This window comes from Salipiger abyssi, from assembly GCF_001975705.1.
Lineage (GTDB): Bacteria > Pseudomonadota > Alphaproteobacteria > Rhodobacterales > Rhodobacteraceae > Salipiger > Salipiger abyssi.
The window spans coordinates 19,407-40,198 of record NZ_CP015095.1; the positions used below are offsets into that span (position 1 = coordinate 19,407).

19 protein-coding genes are annotated in these 20,792 nt (G+C 65.7%); 6 read left to right on the top strand and 13 right to left on the bottom strand.

Going from position 1 to position 20,792, the window contains the following annotated elements; all coding sequences use genetic code 11:
- Nucleotides 1-6: 6 nt before the first annotated feature.
- Nucleotides 7-1,314, bottom strand: a complete 1,308-nt coding sequence (locus Ga0080574_RS24610; RefSeq protein WP_076706185.1) for a TRAP transporter large permease — start codon at nt 1,312-1,314, stop codon at nt 7-9.
- Complete coding sequence (locus Ga0080574_RS24615) at nt 1,314-1,865, bottom strand: TRAP transporter small permease (protein ID WP_076706186.1); 552 nt, start codon at nt 1,863-1,865, stop codon at nt 1,314-1,316. The genes Ga0080574_RS24610 and Ga0080574_RS24615 overlap by 1 nt, the downstream gene beginning before the upstream one ends.
- Nucleotides 1,866-2,116: 251 nt before the next feature.
- On the opposite strand from Ga0080574_RS24615, the gene Ga0080574_RS26110 reads away from it, so the two are divergent.
- A complete protein-coding gene (locus Ga0080574_RS26110; protein WP_156876479.1) occupies nt 2,117-2,272 on the top strand; it encodes an RSP_7527 family protein in 156 nt (51 codons plus the stop codon).
- Nucleotides 2,273-2,527: 255 nt separating this feature from the next.
- On the opposite strand, the gene Ga0080574_RS24620 is transcribed toward Ga0080574_RS26110, so the two are convergent.
- From Ga0080574_RS24620 to Ga0080574_RS24660, 9 genes are all read right to left on the bottom strand, one after another.
- The gene (locus Ga0080574_RS24620) at nt 2,528-2,848 is read right to left on the bottom strand and encodes a carboxymuconolactone decarboxylase family protein (protein WP_076706187.1); all 321 of its coding nucleotides are present in this window, start codon (nt 2,846-2,848) and stop codon (nt 2,528-2,530) included.
- 68 nt (nt 2,849-2,916) lie between these two features.
- Complete coding sequence (locus tag Ga0080574_RS24625; protein WP_076706188.1) at nt 2,917-4,329, bottom strand: aldehyde dehydrogenase family protein; 1,413 nt, start codon at nt 4,327-4,329, stop codon at nt 2,917-2,919.
- Between the two features lie 28 nt (nt 4,330-4,357).
- The gene (locus Ga0080574_RS24630) at nt 4,358-5,389 is read right to left on the bottom strand and encodes a zinc-dependent alcohol dehydrogenase family protein (RefSeq protein WP_076706189.1); all 1,032 of its coding nucleotides are present in this window, start codon (nt 5,387-5,389) and stop codon (nt 4,358-4,360) included.
- Between the two features lie 136 nt (nt 5,390-5,525).
- Nucleotides 5,526-7,028 (bottom strand): sugar ABC transporter ATP-binding protein, encoded by a 1,503-nt coding sequence (locus Ga0080574_RS24635; RefSeq protein ID WP_076706190.1) that lies wholly within the window; start codon nt 7,026-7,028, stop codon nt 5,526-5,528.
- Nucleotides 7,028-8,128 carry an SMP-30/gluconolactonase/LRE family protein gene (locus tag Ga0080574_RS24640; RefSeq protein ID WP_076706191.1) on the bottom strand — a complete coding sequence of 367 codons (1,101 nt, stop codon included), beginning with the start codon at nt 8,126-8,128 and terminating at the stop codon, nt 7,028-7,030. The genes Ga0080574_RS24635 and Ga0080574_RS24640 overlap by 1 nt, the downstream gene beginning before the upstream one ends.
- The gene (locus tag Ga0080574_RS24645; protein WP_076706192.1) at nt 8,125-10,242 is read right to left on the bottom strand and encodes an ABC transporter permease; all 2,118 of its coding nucleotides are present in this window, start codon (nt 10,240-10,242) and stop codon (nt 8,125-8,127) included. The genes Ga0080574_RS24640 and Ga0080574_RS24645 overlap by 4 nt, the downstream gene beginning before the upstream one ends.
- Nucleotides 10,243-10,264: 22 nt before the next feature.
- Nucleotides 10,265-11,272 (bottom strand): sugar ABC transporter substrate-binding protein, encoded by a 1,008-nt coding sequence (locus Ga0080574_RS24650; protein ID WP_076706193.1) that lies wholly within the window; start codon nt 11,270-11,272, stop codon nt 10,265-10,267.
- 43 nt (nt 11,273-11,315) lie between these two features.
- Entirely contained in the window at nt 11,316-12,332 is a 1,017-nt protein-coding gene (locus tag Ga0080574_RS24655) for an ABC transporter permease (protein WP_076706194.1), read from the bottom strand.
- Between the two features lie 42 nt (nt 12,333-12,374).
- Nucleotides 12,375-13,250, bottom strand: coding sequence for an oxidoreductase (locus Ga0080574_RS24660; RefSeq protein ID WP_083716993.1), 876 nt, complete (start codon nt 13,248-13,250; stop codon nt 12,375-12,377).
- A gap of 290 nt (nt 13,251-13,540) precedes the next feature.
- On the opposite strand from Ga0080574_RS24660, the gene Ga0080574_RS24665 reads away from it, so the two are divergent.
- Nucleotides 13,541-14,323: an IclR family transcriptional regulator domain-containing protein gene (locus Ga0080574_RS24665; RefSeq protein ID WP_076706196.1), complete on the top strand. Its 783-nt coding sequence runs from the start codon at nt 13,541-13,543 to the stop codon at nt 14,321-14,323.
- A gap of 185 nt (nt 14,324-14,508) precedes the next feature.
- Nucleotides 14,509-15,246 carry a GntR family transcriptional regulator gene (locus tag Ga0080574_RS24670; protein WP_076706197.1) on the top strand — a complete coding sequence of 246 codons (738 nt, stop codon included), beginning with the start codon at nt 14,509-14,511 and terminating at the stop codon, nt 15,244-15,246.
- Between the two features lie 10 nt (nt 15,247-15,256).
- Here the strand turns inward: Ga0080574_RS24670 and Ga0080574_RS24675 are convergent, their stop codons facing one another.
- Together Ga0080574_RS24675 and Ga0080574_RS24680 are read right to left on the bottom strand one after the other, a co-directional pair.
- Nucleotides 15,257-16,621, bottom strand: coding sequence for an MmgE/PrpD family protein (locus Ga0080574_RS24675; RefSeq protein WP_076706198.1), 1,365 nt, complete (start codon nt 16,619-16,621; stop codon nt 15,257-15,259).
- 6 nt (nt 16,622-16,627) lie between these two features.
- Entirely contained in the window at nt 16,628-17,368 is a 741-nt protein-coding gene (locus Ga0080574_RS24680; RefSeq protein ID WP_083716994.1) for a lactate utilization protein, read from the bottom strand.
- Nucleotides 17,369-17,752: 384 nt separating this feature from the next.
- On the opposite strand from Ga0080574_RS24680, the gene Ga0080574_RS26670 reads away from it, so the two are divergent.
- The 3 genes from Ga0080574_RS26670 (at nt 17,753) to Ga0080574_RS24695 (ending at nt 20,475) form a co-directional block, all read left to right on the top strand.
- On the top strand, nt 17,753-18,751 hold the full coding sequence (locus Ga0080574_RS26670) for an ABC transporter substrate-binding protein (protein ID WP_076706199.1): 999 nt from the start codon (nt 17,753-17,755) through the stop codon (nt 18,749-18,751).
- 196 nt (nt 18,752-18,947) lie between these two features.
- Nucleotides 18,948-19,706, top strand: coding sequence for an ABC transporter ATP-binding protein (locus tag Ga0080574_RS24690; protein WP_076706282.1), 759 nt, complete (start codon nt 18,948-18,950; stop codon nt 19,704-19,706).
- 1 nt (nt 19,707) lies between these two features.
- The gene (locus Ga0080574_RS24695) at nt 19,708-20,475 is read left to right on the top strand and encodes an ABC transporter permease (protein ID WP_076706200.1); all 768 of its coding nucleotides are present in this window, start codon (nt 19,708-19,710) and stop codon (nt 20,473-20,475) included.
- Nucleotides 20,476-20,792: the final 317 nt, after the last annotated feature.

Below are 20,792 nucleotides of genomic sequence, written 5' to 3' on the forward strand. Positions count from 1 at the left end.
GTGTCGTCACTTCATGATCCCGGGCAAAAACAGCGTGATGATCGGGAACAGGATCAGCAGGGTCAGCGTCACCAGATCGGTCAGGATGAACCAGGCGGCGCCGCGGAACACATCGACCAGCGAGACCGCCGACCCCAGCGCGCTGCGGATCACGTAGACGTTCAGCCCCACCGGCGGGGTGATCATGCCGATCTCCAGCAGCTTGATGGCGATGATGCCGAACCAGACCATATCCACGCCCAGCCCGTTCAGGATCGGCTGGATGATCGGGATGGTCAGCAGCATGATCGACACGCTGTCGACGAACATGCCCAGCAGCACGTAAAGCAGCGCGATCATCACGATGATGGCGATGGTCGAATCCACATGGTCGAGCATCAGCCCCGACAGCGCGTTGGGCAGCGACGACAGCCCCATGAACACCGCGAACATCGTCGCCCCGATGGCGATGATAAAGATCGAGGCGGTGCCCTCGGCGGTCTCGATCACCGCGCGGATCACCGCCTTGCGGCTGAGCGAACGGCGCAGCAGCGCAATCAGCACCGCCAGCCCCGCGCCGATGGCGCCCGCCTCTGTGGGCGAGAAGATCCCGGTAAAGATGCCCCCCAGCACGCCGAGGATCAGCGCCGGCAGCGGCCAGATATCCCGCAGCGCCGCCCATTTCTCCTCGCGCGTATGGGTGGTGTCGTTGACCGGCGCCAGCGTCGGGTCAAGATAGGAGCGGAGGGTGATCATGGTGATATAGGCCACCGCCGAGAGCACCCCCGGCACCACACCGGCGACGAACAGCGCGCCGATCGAGGTATCTGTGAAGATACCGTAGAGGATCAGCAGAATGCTCGGCGGAATGAGCGAGCCCAGCGTCCCCGCCGCCGCGACCGAGCCGGTGGCGAGCGAGGATTTGTAGTTGGATTTCAGCATCTCCGGCACCGCGATGCGCGAGAAGGCGGCGGCGGTGGCGACGCTCGATCCGCTGGCCGAGGCAAAGAGCGCCGAGGCCACTACGGTCGCCGAGGCCAGCCCGCCCGGCACCCGCCCCAGCACGATGCGCGCGCTGGCGAAAAGCCCGTTGGTCAGCCCCGCCTGCGCCGCGATATAGCCCATCAGCAGGAACATCGGCACGGCGCTGAGGCTCCATTGCGCGATGAAATTGGCCGGAATCGCGGTGAGGATGCCCCAGGCCGCGCCCATATTGGTGATCGCCGCGATGCCGCCGAAGGCGACGATGCCCAGCACCACCCCCACCTGCATGCGCAGCGCGATCAGGATCAGCGCGACGACGATGCCCGCAATGCCGATTTCCAGCCGGTCCATCAGAGCGCCTCCTTGCCGGTCTGGCCGCCATCGAGCGGCACGCTATGGGTGGTCACGACCTCCCAGTCGCTGCGGATCAGCGTCTGGGCGAGGCGCAGCAGGCTCATCGCCGCCACGAGCCAGAGCCCGATGGGAAGGAAGAAGGTCGCGGGCCAGATATACACCACGATCTGGCCGTCGATATATTCCTGCTTGTCATAGGATTTCAGCGCGTCCAGCGACGACTGATAGGCCAGCAGAGAAAAGAAACTCATCTGCCCGACATAGGACAGCGCCACCATCGCCCGCCGCCAGCGCGGCGCGAACATGTTGTAGAACAGATCCACCGCGATGCCGCTGTTGCGCAGCTCGACAAAGGCCAGCGGCAGGAACACCGCGGCCAGCATATAATAGCGCGCGACGATCTCGGCGGTGCCGGGGATCGGCTTGTTTAGGAAATACTTCATCGCGACGTCGAGACAGACATGCAGCGCCATCGCGAGCAGAAACGCCCCGGCGGCCCATACCAGCAACCGGGCCGCCACCCCCAGTATCCGCTCAAGCAATGCCATGCTTCCCCTCCCTGCATGTGCGTGTTCCGAATGGGATTGGGGCGCCTCCCCCTGAACCTTCGGAAACAATTTCTTACCGACTTCGCTGTGATGATCGCAAAAGCTATGCCAATGACGGCATTGGCGCCCGAATGTGGTGAAAACGCCAGTCCAAGCCATGCTGCAACTGCAAAGCGGGCTTGCCGACAAGCGGTCTACTGATCCCCCCAGAGATGCACTAACTTCCCTCTATCTTGCTGAAAGGAAAGATTATGACGTCCGAATATACCGATGCTGCAACTGCACAACTGGTGCGCGCCGCCAAACTCGAACGCAGCCAGGCTGTCGCCTCGGCCCTGCGTGGTTTTGGCCAGTCGGTCCGCGCCCTGTTCAAGCGCGCACCGTTCGGGAAATCCCAGCACATCTGAGTTTGCCGCTGCGGCCGTCCGGCCGTGGCACGCGATGCAGGGTAAGATCCGCCTCCCTCTGGATCTGGCACGGCCCTGCGCCGATACCGCCCGCTCCGTATCTGCCCCCTGGGCGATACCGGGCATGGCGGGCTCTTTCTCACCCGATATCCCACCGACCGGATCGCGGCGCGCAACAGCGGCGCCGGGCGTTTCTGCGCGCCTGTCGCACACATTGTGTCCTCGGGTCGAGACACGCGCCTGACGCGCCGCCGCTCAGCCGGTCTCTTTTTCGAAAATCGGCATCCCGGCCTTGGCCGCGTTCACACCGCAGGGCCAGCCGCCGTAGAAGGCCACCTGCACCACGAGCCCGCGCAGCTCGTCGGCGGTGACGCCGTTTTCGACCGCGACGCCCATGTGATGGCGCAGCTCCTCGTTCTTGCCGAGCGCCGCCAGCACCGCGCAGGTCACAAGGCTGCGGTCGCGAGGGCTGAGCTCGGGCTGTTTCCAGACATCGTTATAAAGCACCTCGTCGCGCAGCCGCCCGAATTGCGGCACCGCTTCGTAGATCCCCGCATTGCTGTTCCGATCTGCCATGCCATGGCCCCCCTGCCCTGCTGCGATGCAAAAGGCCCGGCCGGATCTCCCGGCCGGGCCGTCCTGTCTCAGAACCCGATGATCGCCTTGACCTCGAGATATTCCTCCATCCCGTAGGCGCCCATCTCGCGGCCATTGCCGGATTTCTTGTAGCCGCCCATCGGCGCCGCCGTATTCGCCGCCGCGCCGTCATAGAACACCCGGCCCGCACGGATCTTGCGGCAGACATCGAGCGCGCGCTCGCGGTCCTTGCCGAAGACATAGCCGCCCAGCCCGTAGCTGGTGTCATTGGCGATGGCGATGGCCTCTTCCACGGTCTTGTAGGTGATGACCGAGGTGACCATGCCAAAGATCTCTTCATTGGCGATGGTGTTCTCGGTGGTCACCGAAAAGATCGTCGGCTGGATATAGAACCCCTTGTCGAGCCCCTCGGGGCGGCCCGGACCGCCGCAGACCAGCCGCGCGCCCTCGTCGATGGCCGACTGGATATAGCCCTGGATGCGCTCGTATTGCGCGCGGTTCACCACCGGGCCATGGGTCGTCTCCGGGTCGTTGGGATCGCCCACTTTCAGCGTCGCCACCGCGTCGGCGAGATAGCCCAGCACCTCTTCGAGATGATCCTCTTGCACCAGGATCCGCGTCGGCGAATGGCAGGACTGGCCGCTATTGGAATAGCCGCGTTTGACGTTGTAATCCGCCGCCGCCTTCAGATCGGCATCGGGCAGGATGATATTGGCCGATTTGCCGCCCAGCTCCTGCGCCACGCGCTTGACCGAGGGCGCCGCCGCCGCCGCCACCAGAACGCCCGCGCGGGTCGAGCCGGTGAAGGACACCACGTCGATATCCTCATGCGCCGAGATCGCGTTGCCGACGCCGGGCCCGTCGCCGTTCACCAGATTGAAGGCCCCGGCGGGCACCCCCGCCTCGTCCGCCACCTCGGCCAGCAACAGCGAGCTGACGGGGGTGAATTCCGAGGGTTTCAGCACCACCGGGCAACCGGCGGCAAAGGCCGAGGAGAGCTTGTTGCAGGCAAGCTGCACCGGCCAGTTCCATGGCGTGATGAGGCCGGCCACGCCGATGGGCTCGTGGCGGATGATATTGATGCCCTCCTGCACCTCGAACTCGTAATCCCTGAGCGAGGTCACCGCCTGTTTCATAGAGGCGAGCCCCGCGCCCACCTGCGCCCGGAGCGAGACCGGCGCGCCCATCTCTTCGGTGAGCGCCGCCATGATGTCGTCTTCGCGCTTCTGATAGACCCCGATGATGGTCTCCAGCAGCTCGATCCGCTCGGCCTTGGTCATCTCGCTGAAGCTCGGGAACACCCGGCGCGCGGCGGCGACCGCGCGGTCGACATCCGCCGGCGAGCCGAGCGCCACGGTGGCATAGACCTCTTCGGTCGCCGGGTTCACCAGCTCGAAGGGGCGGCTCTCGATCGGGTCGACCCAGGCGCCGTCGATATAGAATTTTCCGTAATGTCTCATGTCGTCTCCTGATCCTTCCTGGCGCGCGTCAGTCGAAGACGAACACGCCCTTGCCGATCTTTTGCTGGTCGAACAGCTCATAGGCCTCATGCGCCTGATCGAGCCGGAATTCATGGGTAAAGAGCTTTTCGAGGTCGATGCCGCGCTGCACCACCCATTGGGCGCAGTCGTCCATCATGTTCTTGGAGAAGGTCAGCGAGCCCAGCACGGTTTTCTGAAGCTGGATGATCTCCTGCGTGCTGAAGGAGATATCGCCATAGGCGCCGACCATGCAGGCGGTGCCCCAGCGCTTGACGCATTGAATGGCCTGCCGCCGTGCATCCGGGTTGGAGCTGCATTCGAGGGATTTCGTCGCGCCCTCGCCCCGAATGGTCAGCGCGCGGATCGCCTCTACCGGGTCTTCCTTGAGCGGGTTGACGGTGAAATCGGCGCCGAAATTCTTCGCCATCTGCAAGCGTTCCTCGCCGATATCCAGCGCGATCACCCGCGCGCCGAATTCCTTGGCAAGGATCGTCGCGGCAAGCCCCACCGGCCCCTGCCCGAAAATCGCAACCGTGTCGTCGCCGCAGAGATCCACGCGCTTCACCGCGCCATAGGCCGTGCCTGCCCCGCAGGAAATCGCCGCGCCGGCCTTGAAGGACAGCCCGTCCGGCATCTGGATCGCCGTATGCGCCGGCACCTTCATGAACTGCGCATGCGCGCCGTGGCCGTTCGGCCCGCCATAGATCACCTTGGCGTTGGGGCAAAGCTGGGTCCAGCCCGAGCGGCAATACTGGCAGACCCGGCAGCCGTCGTAATGGTGGATCATCACCCGGTCGCCGACGCTCGCCTCCTGCGGATGCACCGCCTCGCCCACCGCCGAGACCACGCCGCAGGGTTCGTGCCCCTCGATAAAGATCTTGTCCTCGGTCCGCCGGCAGGGCTCGCGCAGGTGGTGCAGGTCGGTGCCGCACATGCCCGAGGCCTTCATGGTGATGACGATCTCGTCCGGCCCCGGCTCGGGATCGGGAAACTCCCGGATCTCCAGCTCGCCCTGCCCCAAAATGACAACGCCCTTCATGCGACACTCCTCCGGTCGTTGGGCCGCCCCGCGAACATGCGATTGCGGCCCTGAATTTCACCAAACCGCCCCTTTGGGGCGGGCTTGTCGGTCAAGACGCAAAATACATGCCAAAGTCATACATATCCGCAGAGGATCAATGCACCGCCGCGTACATGATGCTTTGCTCGGTCGCCTCCGCTGCGCTCATCTCCTCCACGATCTGTCCCTGACGCGCGACAAGGATGCGGTCCGACAGCGACAGGATCTCCGGCAGATAGGAGGAGATCAACACCACCGCGATCCCCTCATCCGCCAGCTTGTTGATCAGGGTGTGAATCTCCACGATAGAGCCCACATCCACCCCGCGCGTCGGTTCGTCGAAGACCACAAGCCGGGGTTTCTGCACCAGCGATTTCGCGATCACCACCTTCTGCTGGTTGCCGCCCGACAGCTCGATCACCTTGGAGGACGGGTTGATCGCGCGGATATCCAGCGCCTTCGTCCACTCCTCCGCCAGATCCTGCGCCTGCGACATCGACACGACCGAGGCCGGGTTCGAGCCCGCCGCCAGCTTGCCCACCATGATATTGTCGCGGATCGACATGGTTTCGAAGAACCCGTCGAGCTTGCGGTCCTCGGTGACATAGACGATGCCGTCGCGCATCGCCGGGCGCGGCACGCGGTAGCGCACCGGCTTGCCGTTCAGCCGCACCTCGCCGCCGTGAAAGACGTTCCGCTTCAGCGCGCCGCAGACGATCTTCATCGTCTCTGTCCGGCCCGAGCCGATCAGCCCGAACATGCCCGTGACCTGCCCGTCATAGATCGAGAAGGAAGAGTTGCGCACCACCTTGCCCATCGACAGGTTGTCGACGCTGAGGATCTTGCTGCGCGAGGTGCGGATCGGCAGCTCCACCCCCTTGCGCGCGCCATACAGCTCGTCCGACAGCCCGCGCCCCACCATCGCCTGAATCACCGTGTCGCGGGTGAAGTCCGACACCGCGCCCTCGGCCACCTTCTGGCCATCGCGCAGCACCGTCAGCCGGTCGGAATGGGTCAGCGCCTCTTCCAGCGCGTGGGTAATGAACAGGATCGACGCGCCCCTGGCCTTCAGCCGTTTCACCAGCCCGAAGAAATGATGCTTCTCCTCGGGCGTCAGCGTCGCGGTGGGCTCGTCGAAGATGATGACCTTGGCGTCATGATGCGTGGCGCGCGCCACCTCGACCATCTGGCGTTGCGCTGCGCCCAGCGAGCTGACCAGCGCCGTCGGCTCCACGTCGAAATTCATCGACAGCAGATAGGTCTGGGCGCGGATATTGAGCCCGCGCAGCCGGTTGAGGAATTTCTCCTCGCCGAGATAGATGTTCTGCGCCACGGTCATGGAGCCCACCAGGTTGGTCTCCTGAAACACCATGGCGATGCCCTGCTTGAGCGCGTCCGAGGGCGAGGAAAAGGTGACCGACCGACCGTCGAGATAGATCTCTCCGGCGCTGAGCTGATGCACGCCCGCGAGCGACTTCATCAGCGTCGATTTGCCGGCGCCGTTCTCGCCGAGGATGGCATGCACCTCGCCGCGCCCGAGCTTGAGGTCGATGTCGCGAATGGCATAGACGCCGCGGAAATCCTTGGTGGCGCCCTTCAGCTCCAGAACCGTATCCATCAGACGACCTCCCCGGTGATCGTGACCTCGTCCATCAGCAGAAGCTCCCCCGGCCCCTTCGCCGCGACCGCCAGCCGCCCGCCATGTTCGCAGACCGAGGTGACGCCGTGGCGCTTGCCATCGGCGCGGCTGTGCCAGCTCGCCACCGGCTGGAAGTCGGCATCCAGCCGCACCACCAGCCCATAGGACCAGACCGGCGCCCAGGGTTTCAGGATGCCCATCTGTTTCACCGCACCGCCCTGCAACGGCTCGCGGTAACTGTCGCCCGAGCTGAGCGCCGGGGCGATCCAGAACTCCGGCGCCACCTGCGCGGTCATGTCCTGACGGAAGCGGGTTTCGCGCAGCACGAATTCCACAAGCTGGTTGCGCGGCGCAAAGACCGCCATCCAGTAGCCGGAGCCGTGAGCGGGCGCGAGCCGCGCCGGATAGCCAGGGAGATTGGCCAGAACCGGCGTGACCGCGCCCGCCCCGCTCTTGCCCAGCCGCACGAGGCGGTGCCGCCAGGCTTCGCTGACCACGATCCCGTCGCCATCAGCCGCCAGCCCGTAGGGAAAGCCCATCCCCCGGGCCAGACAGTCTTCGGATCCGGAACCGAGATCCACGCGCCAGACGCTGCCGCTCTGCCCCAGCGCCATCAGGTCGCGTTTCCACTCGGTGCGGGCATGCTGCTCTGACCCCACCGCCACAATCAGCGTATCGGGGTCGAGAAACAGCGCCGCCGTGGGGCAGATGAGCTTTGCCCCGCCCAGGGCCTCGATGCGCCGACCGTCATGCGCACCGCCTTGCAGCACGATGCCCGCCCCGTCGAGCCCGACAGCCAGCGCCCCGGCGCCGTCGCTTGCCAGACAGGCGATATCGGCCTCGAAGCTGGCGATTTCTTCCGCGGTGCCCCCGGCGGCGCGCATCAACCGCGCGCCGGAGGAGAAGCCAAGGGCACCGCCCAGGTCGACGAGGTTGTCCACCCCCTCGGCATTCAGGAACAGCTCGGCATGATCGAGCGCGTGGTTGGGCTGGAGCGGCCCGTCCATCACCGGCACCGAGGTGCTGTGCGCGCCGCGCCCGAGAAAGGCGTCGATGCGGTTGCGAAAGGCTGCGATCATTGTTTCGCCCCCCAGTAATCGACCGGGCTCGACCAGGTCGGATCGGCGCCGGGGATCTTCCAGCGGCCCACGCGGTTGTTGCTAACGCCGCCGATGACAAGATGACCCTCATGCTCCTTGCAGGAGGTGACCATCGGGTGATTGACCCCGCCCTTGTCCCAGAGCGATTCCAGCACCTCGCCGGTCGCGCTGATCTTGATGATGCAGCCGGTGTTGATGTTGGGATAGATCCAGTTCGCCGGCGCGATACGCCGGGTCATCCGGCGGCGCAGGCCGGGGCGCGTCATCATCATATCGAGCGCCGGGCCGCGCATGCCCACAAGGCAGACCCAGTAATTGCCGTCGCTGGCGCGGTTGATATTGTCGGGATAGCCTGGCAGCCCATCGAGCACGATCTCCACCTGCCCCTTCTTCTTGCCATCGTACCAGTAGCGGCAGACGCGGCAGGCCCAGGTCTCGTTGAAGAGCAGCGACTCGCCGTCCGGCAGGCAGACGATCCCGTTGGGGAAGATGCGGTTCTTCAGCACCGTTTTCGTGGATTTGTCGCGCGGATCGTAGCAGATGATCCGCCCGTTGCCGCGGCTCTCGATCATGTCCACCGGCCAGTCATGCACCGTGTAGCGGATCGACGCCTCGGAGAAGAACACCCGCCCGTCCGGCGCGATATCCAGATCGTCGGCCAGCCGGATCCGGCTGTCGTCGATCACCGAGGTCAGGCTGCGGCTGGTCTCGTCCGTCAGCTTCACCACCTCGCGCTCGGGCGTCACCATATAGAGCCCCATGCCGCCGACGCAGACCACGAGGTTGTCGTCCTTGTCGAAATTCATCCCGAAGGTGCCGCCACCGATATGGGCGAAAATCTCGTGCTGCTTGAAATCCGGCGCCAGCCAGCGGTGAATCTCGCCATGGCGCGAGCCGGAATAGATATTGCCGGCGCGGTCTACCGCCACATCCTCGGGGCCTTCGACCTCGCCCAGACCGATGGTCTGCACATCGCGCAGCTTGTCGTTGACCGCATAGACCGGGTTCTCGGCCGCGTTCACGCTCTCGGTCAGCTTGATATAGGCAGGCGAGACATACGAGCTGTCGATGAGCTTCTGCCGGTTCTTGACCCAGCGCACATCCAGCCACACCGCGAGCAGCAGCACCACACCGAGGATCAGCGCCGAGACGGTGCCGATGACGCCCAGTTGCAGCAGCCCGTTGGTCAGGATCAGCACGATCACCGAGCCGATCAGCGCCTTGGCGACCGAGCCGCGCCCGCCGCCCAGCGTCGTGCCGCCGAGGATCACCGCCGTCAGCACCGAGATCTCCATCCCCAGCCCGGTATCGGTGCCCACGCTGGTCAGCCGCGCGGCAAAGAGCGTCGCGGCAACGGCCACCATCATGCCGCAGAACACGTAGGTCAGGCAGACCACCAGCCGCACATTGATGCCGGCGTTATGCGCCGAGCGCCGCGCCCCGCCCACGGCGGCGATGTGCCAGCCGGGCCGCGAGCGCGACAGCACCACATGCCAGATCAGCGCGATCAGCGCCGAGAGGAAGAACGCATAGGGCAGCCCCAGGAAGGAGCCGAAGCCCAGCTCGTCCCAGACCACCGAATCCGGCATGCCCAGCACGATCTGGGTGGCGAATTTCGGCAGCACCATTTCGTAGATGGAGCGGAACATGACCAGCGTCACGAGGGTGGTCAGGAAGGCCCGCAGCCGCAGATAGCCGATCAGCACGCCGTTGATCGCGCCGCAGACCGCACCCACACCCAGCGTGATCAACACCGCCACCGGCAGCGGCAGGTTGTAGACGTTGAGCGCCGTCAGCACCGTCATCGCGCAGAGCGCAAAGACCGAGCCGATCGACAGGTCGATCCCGCCGGAGATCATCACCAGCGTCAGCGCGATGGCCAGCAACCCGAACTCGGCGATCTGACCGGCAAGGTCATACATGCCAAAGGCGGTGAACATGCCGGGATTGACGCTGCCGAACACGGCCAGCGTCAGCAGCAGGGCAATGAACGGGATCGCGTTGTCGGTCCAGCGCTTCGACAGCACCTCCCCGACCACATGATCGGGCAGGAAACGATAGCGAAGCTGAACGAGGGTGTCGGCGGCGGACATGCGGGCCTTCCTTTCGCCAGTCTTACTGGTCTTCGTCGACGGTGAAGCAGGAGGCCGGAGTCAGGCTGTCCTTGGTCACCACGTAGTTCGGGCCGTAATAGACAAGCTGCTCCGAGCCGGCCTCGCGGTCGCTTTGCAGCATCGAGGCGACCAGCGTGTTCAGCGCCTGGCCCTGCATCCGCGCGTCGTATTCGATGAACATGTCAAAGCTGCCATCGGCCACCCGGTCGCAGGAGGTCTGCGCGCCGCCGCCCGAGGAGACGACAAAGACCTGCTCGGCCATGCCCGCCTCTTTCACCGCGGCGCCGATGCCCGCATCCTGCCCGTCCCAGATGCCGAAGACGGCGCAGAGGTCGGGGTTCTGTTGCAGCACCGACGAGGTGATCGCGCGCGCCTTGCTGGGGTCGTAGCCGGCGGATTGCTCCGAGACGATCTCGATACCGCCGCCGGCCTCCTCCAGCGCGGCGCGAAAGCCGCTCATCTGGAAGAGGTCGACAGGCGCGGTGGGCACGCCGGTCACCACGGCCACCTTGTTCGACGATGCACCATCGGCGCCACAGCGCGCGGCAATGGCCTCGCCGGCGGTCTGGCCGACGCCATACCAGTCGGCGCCGACATAGGCGTCGGACTGGGTCAGGGATTCCATGTTGAGCTGAATGACCTTGATGCCGGCCTTGGTGGCGCGCTGGATCAGCCGCGCATAGGCCTGCACATCGGGGTTTTGCAGCACGATCAGGTCGGGGCGCTCGCCAATCGCCTGGGTCAGCGCGCGGGCGCCGGCCTCGGCGCTCCAGTTCGGATCGCGCACATCGACCGTATAGCCCAGCTCATCCGCCTGCCGTTGCAGGAAAGCGTTCCAGGTCAGCACCAGATCGGTGGTCATGCTCATCGGGATATAGACGACCCGCTTGCCCTCGACCGCGCTCAGGTAGCTGTCGCGCGAGGCGTTGCTCAGCTCCTGCTGGGCGGCCACGCCCCCCGCGACGGATGCCAGCGCCAGCGCGCCGGCCATGAGATGTTTGAGTTTCATTCCTTACCTCCCGTTGAATGAAAAAGTCCGCTTCCCCGCCGCGTCAGATATCGCCCTGCTGCGAGGTCTGTTCGTCGCGCGGATTGGCCACCGTGTCGGCGATGAGCGCCAGCAGCATCACCAGGCTCTTGATGAAGTTCTGCGCGGTCAGCGACAGGTTGAGGATCGTCATGCCGCTGAGCAATGTGCCAACGAACAGCGTGCCCACGATCACGTTGCGCACCCCGCCGCGCCCGCCGGACAGGCCGATGCCGCCCAGCACCACCACAAGCAGCACGTCATAGACCAGCGTCGTATAAGCCAGCCGCGAGTTAATGCCCGAATTCGAGCCGAGGATGACGATCCCCACCAGATAGGCCACCAGCGCCGTCATCATGTATTGCGCCACGGTGATCGGACGCACCGGCAGCCCGCTCAGCCGCGCCGCCGCCGGGTTGTCGCCCATGGCATAGATCGAGCGGCCAAAGCGCGTGTAGCGCAGGATCAGATGCATCACGAGCGCCACCGCCGCAAAGACGAGGATGGTGTTGGGAATGCCGAAGCTCGCGCCGAAACCCAGCTCGTTGAGCCAGGTCACGCCCTGGGGCGCATTGTGGGTGTCCTGCTTGAAGAGGAACGGATTGCCGATGCCGAAGATCACCGGCGCCATCGCCAGCGTGGTAAAGATCGGCGGGATCTCGGCGAATGCCACGATCAGCCCGACGACCATCCCGAAACCCGCAACCAGCAGCCCGCCATAAAACAGCGCCTGCCCGAAGGGCATGCCGTCATTGGCCATCTTCACCGCCCAGACCACGCCGACGACCAGCGTCGAGACCATGGTCAGGTCGACGCCCCGCCCGATCACGACAAGGCTCATCCCCAGCGCCAGCATGCCCAGCACCGAAACGCTGCGCATCAGCGCGATGACATTGCCCGAGGTCAGGAAGTTCGGCAGCAGGATCGAGAACCCCACGAACATCAGCATCGTCAGCAGAAAGACGATGCCCTCCTGACTGAACCGCAGCGAAACGCCCTTTCGCTGCGATCCTCTCGTCTGTTCATTGGCCTGCACACTCATTCCATTCTCCTCCCTGTCAGCGCCCCCTGCCCTGCGCCCGCGTCAGAGCGGGCGATGCGTCGAGAAGGACAGCTCCTTCCAGCGCTCCAGCTCGTCGGTCACCTCCTCGATATCCTTGAGGATGGCGGCATGCGCATCGCGACCCAGCGGCAGGCGGAAGGGCGGCTCCTCGGCATCGGCCACCGCGCAAAGCGCCTGCCCGAAGAGCTCCGGATCGTTCGGCTGCTTGCCATGACGCCGCGCGCTGTAATCGGCGACGGTCTCGGCGACGGGGGCGTAATCCTCGCCCAGCGTGTCGATGTTCTGATCCAGCGAGGCGCCGGCGAAGTCGCTGCGGAAGCCGCCCGGCTCGATCACCGTCACGTTGATGCCCAGATGCTTGACCTCGCGCGAGAGCGATTCCGAGTAACCCTCGACCGCGAATTTCGTCGCCGCGTAAAAGCCGAAACCCGGCGTGCCGATGAACCCCGCATAGGACGACAGGTTGATCACATGGCCCGAGCGCTGCTTGCGCATGATCGGCAGCACCGCGCGGGTGATCTCGACCAGACCGAAGAAATTCACCTCAAAAAGCGGGCGATACTTGTCGGCGCCCGTGGCCTCGGCCAGCGCCACCAGCCCGTAGCCCGCATTGTTCACCAGCACGTCGATGCGCCCGAAGGCCTCGACCGCGCGCGCCACCACGGTGCCGACCCTGGCCTGATCGCGGGCATCGAGATGAAAAGCGCGCAGCCGGTCGGGATAGTCCGCGGCCAGATCGTGGACACCGTCCGCCGCGAGGACAGTCACGACGACATTGTCCCCCCGCTCCAGCGCAGTGCGCGCGGTCTGAAAGCCCAGCCCCTTGTCAGCGCCGGTGATCAGCCAGGTTTTCTGCTTGCCTTCCGTCATCTCGCGAACGTCCTTCCCTTGTGCCATGGCCGCCTCCGGGCTTCCGTGGCGCGCCGCTCGGGAAAAAGGATCCCGGCTCCTCCGGCGGCTCCTCTCCCAAGTTGTGAAATGCCACTTCGCAAAGCCCGTGCCAAGCGCGTCACCTGCGGTTTCCACAGCGTCGTTTTTTCCGACGCGCGGCGCATCGCCCCCTGACACAAGGCTCTGACGCTTGCTTTATCGGCCATTCCGGGGCAGTGCAGAATTTCCGATAGCGGAGCGGCACACCGGTTGCGGCCCCTCCGCAAACTCACACAAACCGGAACGAGGCTCTACGAATGGCGTCTTACAGACAGGTTGTCGCCGTGGAACGCGCGCTTGCGGTGCTGCGCTCGGTCAGCCTGCGCAAGCTGGCGACAATCGCGATGATCCACGAGGATACCGGGATCGACAAGGCCACCATCGTCCGGCTGCTCGAGACGCTGATCACCGAGGGCTATGTCCACCGCACCGAGGACGGCCCGAGCTACGAGGTCACCCGCAAGGTGACCCAGCTCACCAACGGCTATGACCGCCATCGCGAGCTGGGCCGCGTCGGCGGGCTGGTGATGGAGAAATACCGCAAGACGATCACCTGGCCGATGACCTTCGCCGCCTTCGACGGCGACGCCATGGTGATCGTCGAGGCGATCCGCAAGCCGCGCGGGCTGATCGTCAACCGGGTGCCGGGCTACCGCTTCCCGATGCTGACCACCTCGTCCGGGCTCGCCTATCTCTCCGCCGTCACCGATGCCGAGCGCGACACCATCCTCGACCATCTCGCCAGCCAGCCCTCGCCCAGCATCTGGGACAGGCGCGCGCAGGACCGCGACGAGGTGCTGCGGGTGCTGGAGACGGTGCGCCAGCAGGGCTATGCCATCAGCGACCGGGCCTACTACAAAGAGCAGCATGACGGCGTGCTCTGGGGCGCCAGCGTGCCGATCCGGGGCCGCGAGGAGACCTATGGCGCCTTCGGGATCATGCTGCTGACCCACGTCCTCCAGCGCGGCGAGGGGCTCGACGAGTACCTCCCCGTCATGCAGGAGATCGCCGCCGAAGTCGCCGAGACCATGGACAACTGAGCGGCCCGCGCCAGGGCCCGGACGCCGCAGCGCGCACCGACCAGGGATAAAGACCGTCAATATACCATAAAACCCAACGTCGCGTCTGCCCGGAGGCCTTGACCCCGCCAGACCGATCCGCCACCAAGGGCGCTGCTTCCGGTCCGCCGGGATCGCGGTATTGGTAGCATCGGAAAAGACACGGTTTGGCCAGATCGACACCAGCGCATCGCAGGATCGCCGAAGAGATCCGTCGCAGGATCATCGCCGAGGAATACGAGGGCGACTCGTTGCCGCCGGAGGTCAGGCTGGCCGAGGAATTCGGCGTCAGCCGCCCGACGGTGCGCGTGGCGCTTCAGCATCTGGTCAATGACGGGCTGCTTGTGCGTCAGGCCGGCAGCGGCACCCGCATCCTGCGCGACGGGCGCAACGCCTACTGGGCCATCGGTTCGCTGTCGGATCTGACCGGCGAGTTCCGGCTCGACGAGGTGGTCACCATGTCCGCCCGCCCGATCCCCGCCTCCGAACGCCCGGACATGGCCGAGCTGCTCGGCATCGGCGCGGATCGCGATCTCTATCACATCCACCGACTGCTCTCGAAGGACGGCTTCGCCTACGGCTATTCGCACATGTATTGCGATCCCTCCCTCGAAGAGAGCATCCCGCGCGAAGAGATCGGCAAATCCTTCTTTATCGACCTGGTGCTGCGCTACAGTCGGCAAATGGCGGTGCGGGTGCAGCAGAGAACCTCCGCCATCCTGCCCGATGCCGAGGCGCGCGCGACGCTGGGCATCGACGAATACAGCCCCGTGCTGGTGCTGCGCCGGACCTATTTCGCCATCGACGACGCGCCGCTGGTGCATATCGACCTGACCTGCCGTGGCGACAAGTTCGAGCAGGTGATCAATCTGGTGCATTCCGGTTGGACACCGCCGGCGCGCTGAGCCTCGCGGCTCAGGCGATCTGCGCCAGCCCCAGCGCCTCTATCCCGGTCTCCTCCAGCCGCCAGACCGCCTCCAGCAGCCCCTGCGCCCGCGCGGCCCCGATCACCGGCGCCGCGAGCCCGAGGTATTTCTCCGTCAGCTCCGCATCGCTCAGCGGTGCCTCCGGATCGCCCCGGCGCACCGAGAGCGCATGGTCCACCGCGCGCCCGTCCGCGAGCACGATGCGCACCCGCGCCGGGCGCCGCGAAGGGAAGGCCGCCGACATCTCCGGATCGCCGCTCAGCGTGCAGCGCGCCATCAGCGCCCGCAGCTCCGGGCTCTGCACCCTGTCCGCCTCGAACGCGTCGATCCCCACCGATCCGTAAACCAGCGCATGGGCGATGACATAGGGCATGCTGAACTTGCATTCATAGGCGCTGCGCGGCGCAAAGCGCGCGGTGGCGTCCAGCGCCGCCTGATAGGTGGTGACCTCCACCGCCACGACCTCCTCCGCCGCGATCCCGTGCTCGGCCCGCAGCGCCAGCACCGCGTCGAGCACCGGGAAGAGATGCCCGCAACAGGCATAGAGCTTGTGCGTCGGGCTGGCGATCACATAGCGCTCCCCCAGCCCCTGCCGCGCCCGGCTCCAGTCTGCCTCGCCGCCCGCCAGCGCGACGGCAAAGCCCACCGGCCCGTCGAGGATCGCCATGGCGCCGGTGACCCCGGCGGCGGCGGCCTGCGCGGCGCGCACCCCCACGGCGGCGGCGTGGCCGGCATGGATCGGTTTGGTCATGGTCTCCGCCCGGATCGCCTCCTGTAGCCCCGAGGCAAAGCTCGCCGCCGTGGCGATGGCATGGCCGATCTGCTCCGCCTTACCCGGGCTCAGCAGCATCGCCGCCGCCGTCGCCGCGCCGAGACAGCCCAGCGTCCCGGTGGCGTGGAACAGCCGGCTATGCGCGGGCTGCACCGCCGCACCGACCCGTCCCGCCACCTCGTACCCCGCCGCCACGGCGCGCAGGAACTCCGCCCCCGAAGCGCCGCGATCCTCCGCCACCGCCAGGGCGGCGGCCACCGTCGGGCTGCCCGGGTGATAGACCGCCTCGCGATAGATATCGTCGAGCTCTGCGGCATGCGAGGCGGTGCCGTTGATCCAGGCCGCCGAGGCCGCAAAGGCAGTGCTGCCGATGCCCACCAGCGCGCTGCGCCCCTGCCCCCGCTCATCCCCCAGCGCCGCAACAAGCTGCGGCGAAGGCGCATAGCGCGTGCCGGGAAAGATCGCCGCCAGCCAGTCGATCACCGCGCGTTTCGCGTGATGCATGAGCGCCGGATCCTGCCAGCGCGCCTCTGCCGCGACAAAGCCCGCAAGCTCGCCCAGCACCCCCTCCCCTGCCGTCATGAGCGCTCAGATTCCCAGGTTGTCGCCGATCAGGATCACATTGATCCGGTCGGCCACGCGCGGCAGCGAATTTTCCAGAATGGCGGTATAGTTGCAGATCCGGCGCGGATGATCGCAATCGCTGCATACGCCGGTTTCGGCGCAGGGCAGCCCGCCATACCAGGGCCGGTTGTGCATATCGAGATGCCGCTTGACGTTGACCGGCGCGCAGAACTGCCGGATGCGCCGGAACGCGGCGTCGAGATCGTCGACCAGCTTGTTCACCCCCGCCACCAGGATCACCTTGCGCGGACCGAAGATCATCGGCGCCACCCGGTTGCCGCCGCCATCGGTGCTCATGATCTGGCCGCCGAGCGTGATCGCATTGGCCCCGGTCACATAGACATCGGCGCTGAACACATCGCGCTGAAGCTTGAAATAGAGCTCCTTGTTCTCGTCGTAATCGCCATGGATGTTGTTGCCCTGCCCATCCTTCTCCTGCGGATACATGATCTCGTTCGTGCCCCGCGCCCGCAGCGCCGGCAGAAACCCGAGCTGGTCGAGCGTCACCGAATCCGTGCGAAAGACCGAAGAATCGTTGGGAATCAGATCGAGGATCGCCTGCAACGCGGCTGCCTTGGTCGGCGCGTATTGCGCCCGGAAATGCCGCCGCTCCATCGCCGCGATGGCAACCCGCGCGCGCTGCTCGAACACCCATCCAATCGGGTGCGACAGATCGGTTTCATCCACGTTTTCCATGAGTGCCATAGCCGTCTCCTCCTCGCCTCGGGCGCGCCCGTGTCACGGCGAGTGTCCGCCGCGCGGCGCCTTTGTCGCAAGTTGGATTTCCTGCCGCCTCGGGTCAGAAAATACGACCGGACTTATCGTTCAAGTTGGATAATATGTCTCCTCAGTGGCCGCTCCGGGCCATTTCGCACCGCGACAGACCCCGGGGCGCCGCAAGGAGGAAACAACAGCACCACACGCGCATCGCCCCAAATGGTATGACATTTGCGTAGCGCGTGGCGGAGGACCATCACGAAGATCGCGGGCGGCCAGGCAGAGGCCGGCCCGGGCGGGGAAAGACCCGCATCCGGCATGCCGGATCTCGAGTCGTGCCCTCCGCAGCTGGCAAGAGAGGAGGAGACAATCTTGCATATTTTCAAAAAAGCCATCGCCGTTCTGGCGCTGACTGCGACGGCGGGGATCGCCCAGGCGCAGGAAAAGGTCAGCATCGCCCATTCCACGGAGAGCTTTGCCTTCCTGCCGTTCTTTACCGCGGTCGCCATGGGCACCTTCGAGGAGGCCGGCGTCGATCTTGAGGTGATCCGCACCGGCTCCGGCTCCAAGACCGTGGCGGCGGTGATCGGCGGCAGCGCCGATATCGGCATCGGCTCGGCCACCGGCGTGCTCTATTCGCGCAAGCAGGGGCTCGACAACGTGATGATCGGCGCCGTGCTGACCCAGTACAGCAGCAGCATCGTCTATTCCAAGGACTGGGCGGAAGAGCACAACCTGACGGCGGACTCCTCGCATGAGGAGATGCTCGCCGCGCTCAAGGGCATCAAGATCGGCACCTCCGGCCCCGGCGGCGGCGATCACATCATCCGCTATTTTGCCGAAGAGGCCGGGCTCGACCCCGATCGCGACATGACCATCGTCTATCTCGGTTCGGATATCGGCGTCTATCAGGCCTCGCTGCAACAGGGCCAGATCGACGGCATCGCGCTCTCGGCCCCTACCCCGCAGATCGCCATCCGCGATCAGGGCGCGATCTTTGCCTTCAACACCGGCGCCGGTGAGGTGGAGTCGCTCGACGGCTATCTCTACATCGTCGCCAGCGCCAAGCGCGACTGGATCGAGGATCACCCCGAGGCGCTCGCCAAGGTGCAGGACGCGATGCAGATGGCGCTCGACATCCTGCACGACCCCGAACAGAGCGACATCGCCCGCCAGCGCGTGCACGATGCCTATTACGCGCAGACCGAGCAGAGCCTCTTTGACTCGATCTGGGCCGAGGCGGTCGCCGGGATGCCCGAAAGCACCCAGATCACCCAAGATCAGGTCGACCGTGTGGTGGAATTCACCAACACGTTTGAAAAGGAAAACCCGATCGACGACGCGACCGTCGAAGGCTCCTTCCTGCAATAGGCCCCTCCCGGGTCCGGAAAGCCCCGGTGCGCCTCCCGCGCCCGCCCGGACCCGGCGACTTGCGGCCCCCCGAAAAGCCGCGCCCGCCCGGCCATCCCGCCGGACGCGCCCCAGATGTCACAGGGAGAGAGACGTGACCACATCCCCCGCCCTCGCCGCCGTGTCCGCGGCCCCGGACCCCGCCACGCGACCGGAAATCATCCGCTACGAGAATGTCGGCAAGGCCTTCGGCGCCCTGCAAGCCGTCACCGACATCAACCTCACCGTCCATGAAGGCGAGTTCATCACCCTGGTCGGCCCCTCGGGCTGCGGCAAGTCCACCCTTCTGAACATGGCCGCCGGGATCTTTGCCCCGACCTCCGGCGCGGTCTCCTATCGCGGTGAAAAGGTCTCTGCCTTCAACCGCAAGGTCGGCTACATGACGCAGAGCGACCACCTGCTGCACTGGCGCACGGTGGCCGGCAATATCGCGGTGCCGCTGGAGATCGCCGGCCTGTCGAAAAAGCAGATCCGCGACCGGATCGAGGATCTGCTGGATCTCGTGGGCCTCAAGGGGTTCGGCGACAATTACCCCAACGAGCTCTCGGGCGGCATGCGCAAGCGCTGCGCCCTCGCCCGGCTGCTGGCCTACGATCCCGAAACGCTGCTCTTCGACGAGCCCTTCGCCGCGCTCGACGCGCAGTTGCGGCTGAAGATGCAGGTCGAGGTCCGGCGCATCGCGACGCAGCTCAAAAAATCCATCCTCTTCGTCACCCACGATCTCGACGAGGCGGTGGCGCTGGCCGACCGCTGCGCGATCTTCACCAGCCGCCCCGGCACGATCCGCGAGGTGCTGGACATTCCGCTGCCGCCCGACCGCGACCTGTTCCACCTGCGCCACAACCGCGATTACGTCGATCTCACCGCGCGGCTCTGGGACGAAATGGCCCCCGCGATCTCTGCCGAGGAGCACTGACATGAAACTCATCCTGGCACGGCTCGCCATCCTCGCCGGTATTCTCGGCCTCTGGGAATTCGCCTCCGGCCGGCTGATCGAGCCCTATCTCATCAGCAAACCCTCGCTGATCTTCACCACCTTCTGGAACTGGGTGATGGACGGGCGGATCTTCTTTCACGCCGGCATCACCGCCATGGAGGCGGTCGCGGGCTTCCTGCTCGGCGCCGCCGTCGGCATGACGCTGGGCATTCTTCTGGGGCGCGCCGAGAAACTGGCCGAGCTGCTGAACCCTTTCATCATGGGGTTCTACAGCATCCCCAAGATCGCGCTGGCGCCGCTCTTCATCATCTGGTTCGGCATCGGGCTGGAGATGAAGGTGCTGCTGACCGCGACCATCGTGTTCTTTCTGGTCTTCCTCAACACCTATACCGGCGTGCGCAGCGTCAGCCCCGAGCTGGTGAATATCCTCAAGCTGATGGGTGCCAACGAACGCCATGTGCTGCGCAAGGTGGTGGTGCCCTCGGCCATCGTCTGGGTCTTTACCGGGCTGCGGCTCTCGGTGCCCTACGCGATGATCGGCGCCATCGTCGGCGAGATGATCGCGGCGAACCGGGGTCTGGGCTATCTGCTCTCGCATGCCTCGGCGCAGTTCAATACGGCGGGCGTGTTCGCGGCGCTGGTGGCGATCATCACGCTGTCGGTGCTGATGAACACCGGCGTCGGGGTGCTGGCGAAATACGCCATGCCCTGGGAAAAGGCGCAGAAGAACCGCGAGGTCTCGATCTGAGCGCCCTTCCCTCAGGTGTTCGCGAAACGGGTCCGGCCCTGCCGGGCCCGTTTTCTTGTCTGCCCTCGCGATCGGTGGGCAAATTGCCCACCCTCGATTGAGCGTTGTCCGGGCGCGGAGCAAGGCCGAAGGCCGCCGCGCCATCGCCGGCCCGCCCCCCGGGCTGGCGATTTGGTGACGCCAATGCGGCGTGTCGAGGTCTTTCGGATTTGGCCGGGATAAATCGAGAGGTTCATCGGGAAGATCGCCAACCCACGGGCCGGCGATGGCGCGGCTTACCCAAGCGTGCAGCCACAGAGTGGGCAATCTGCCTACCG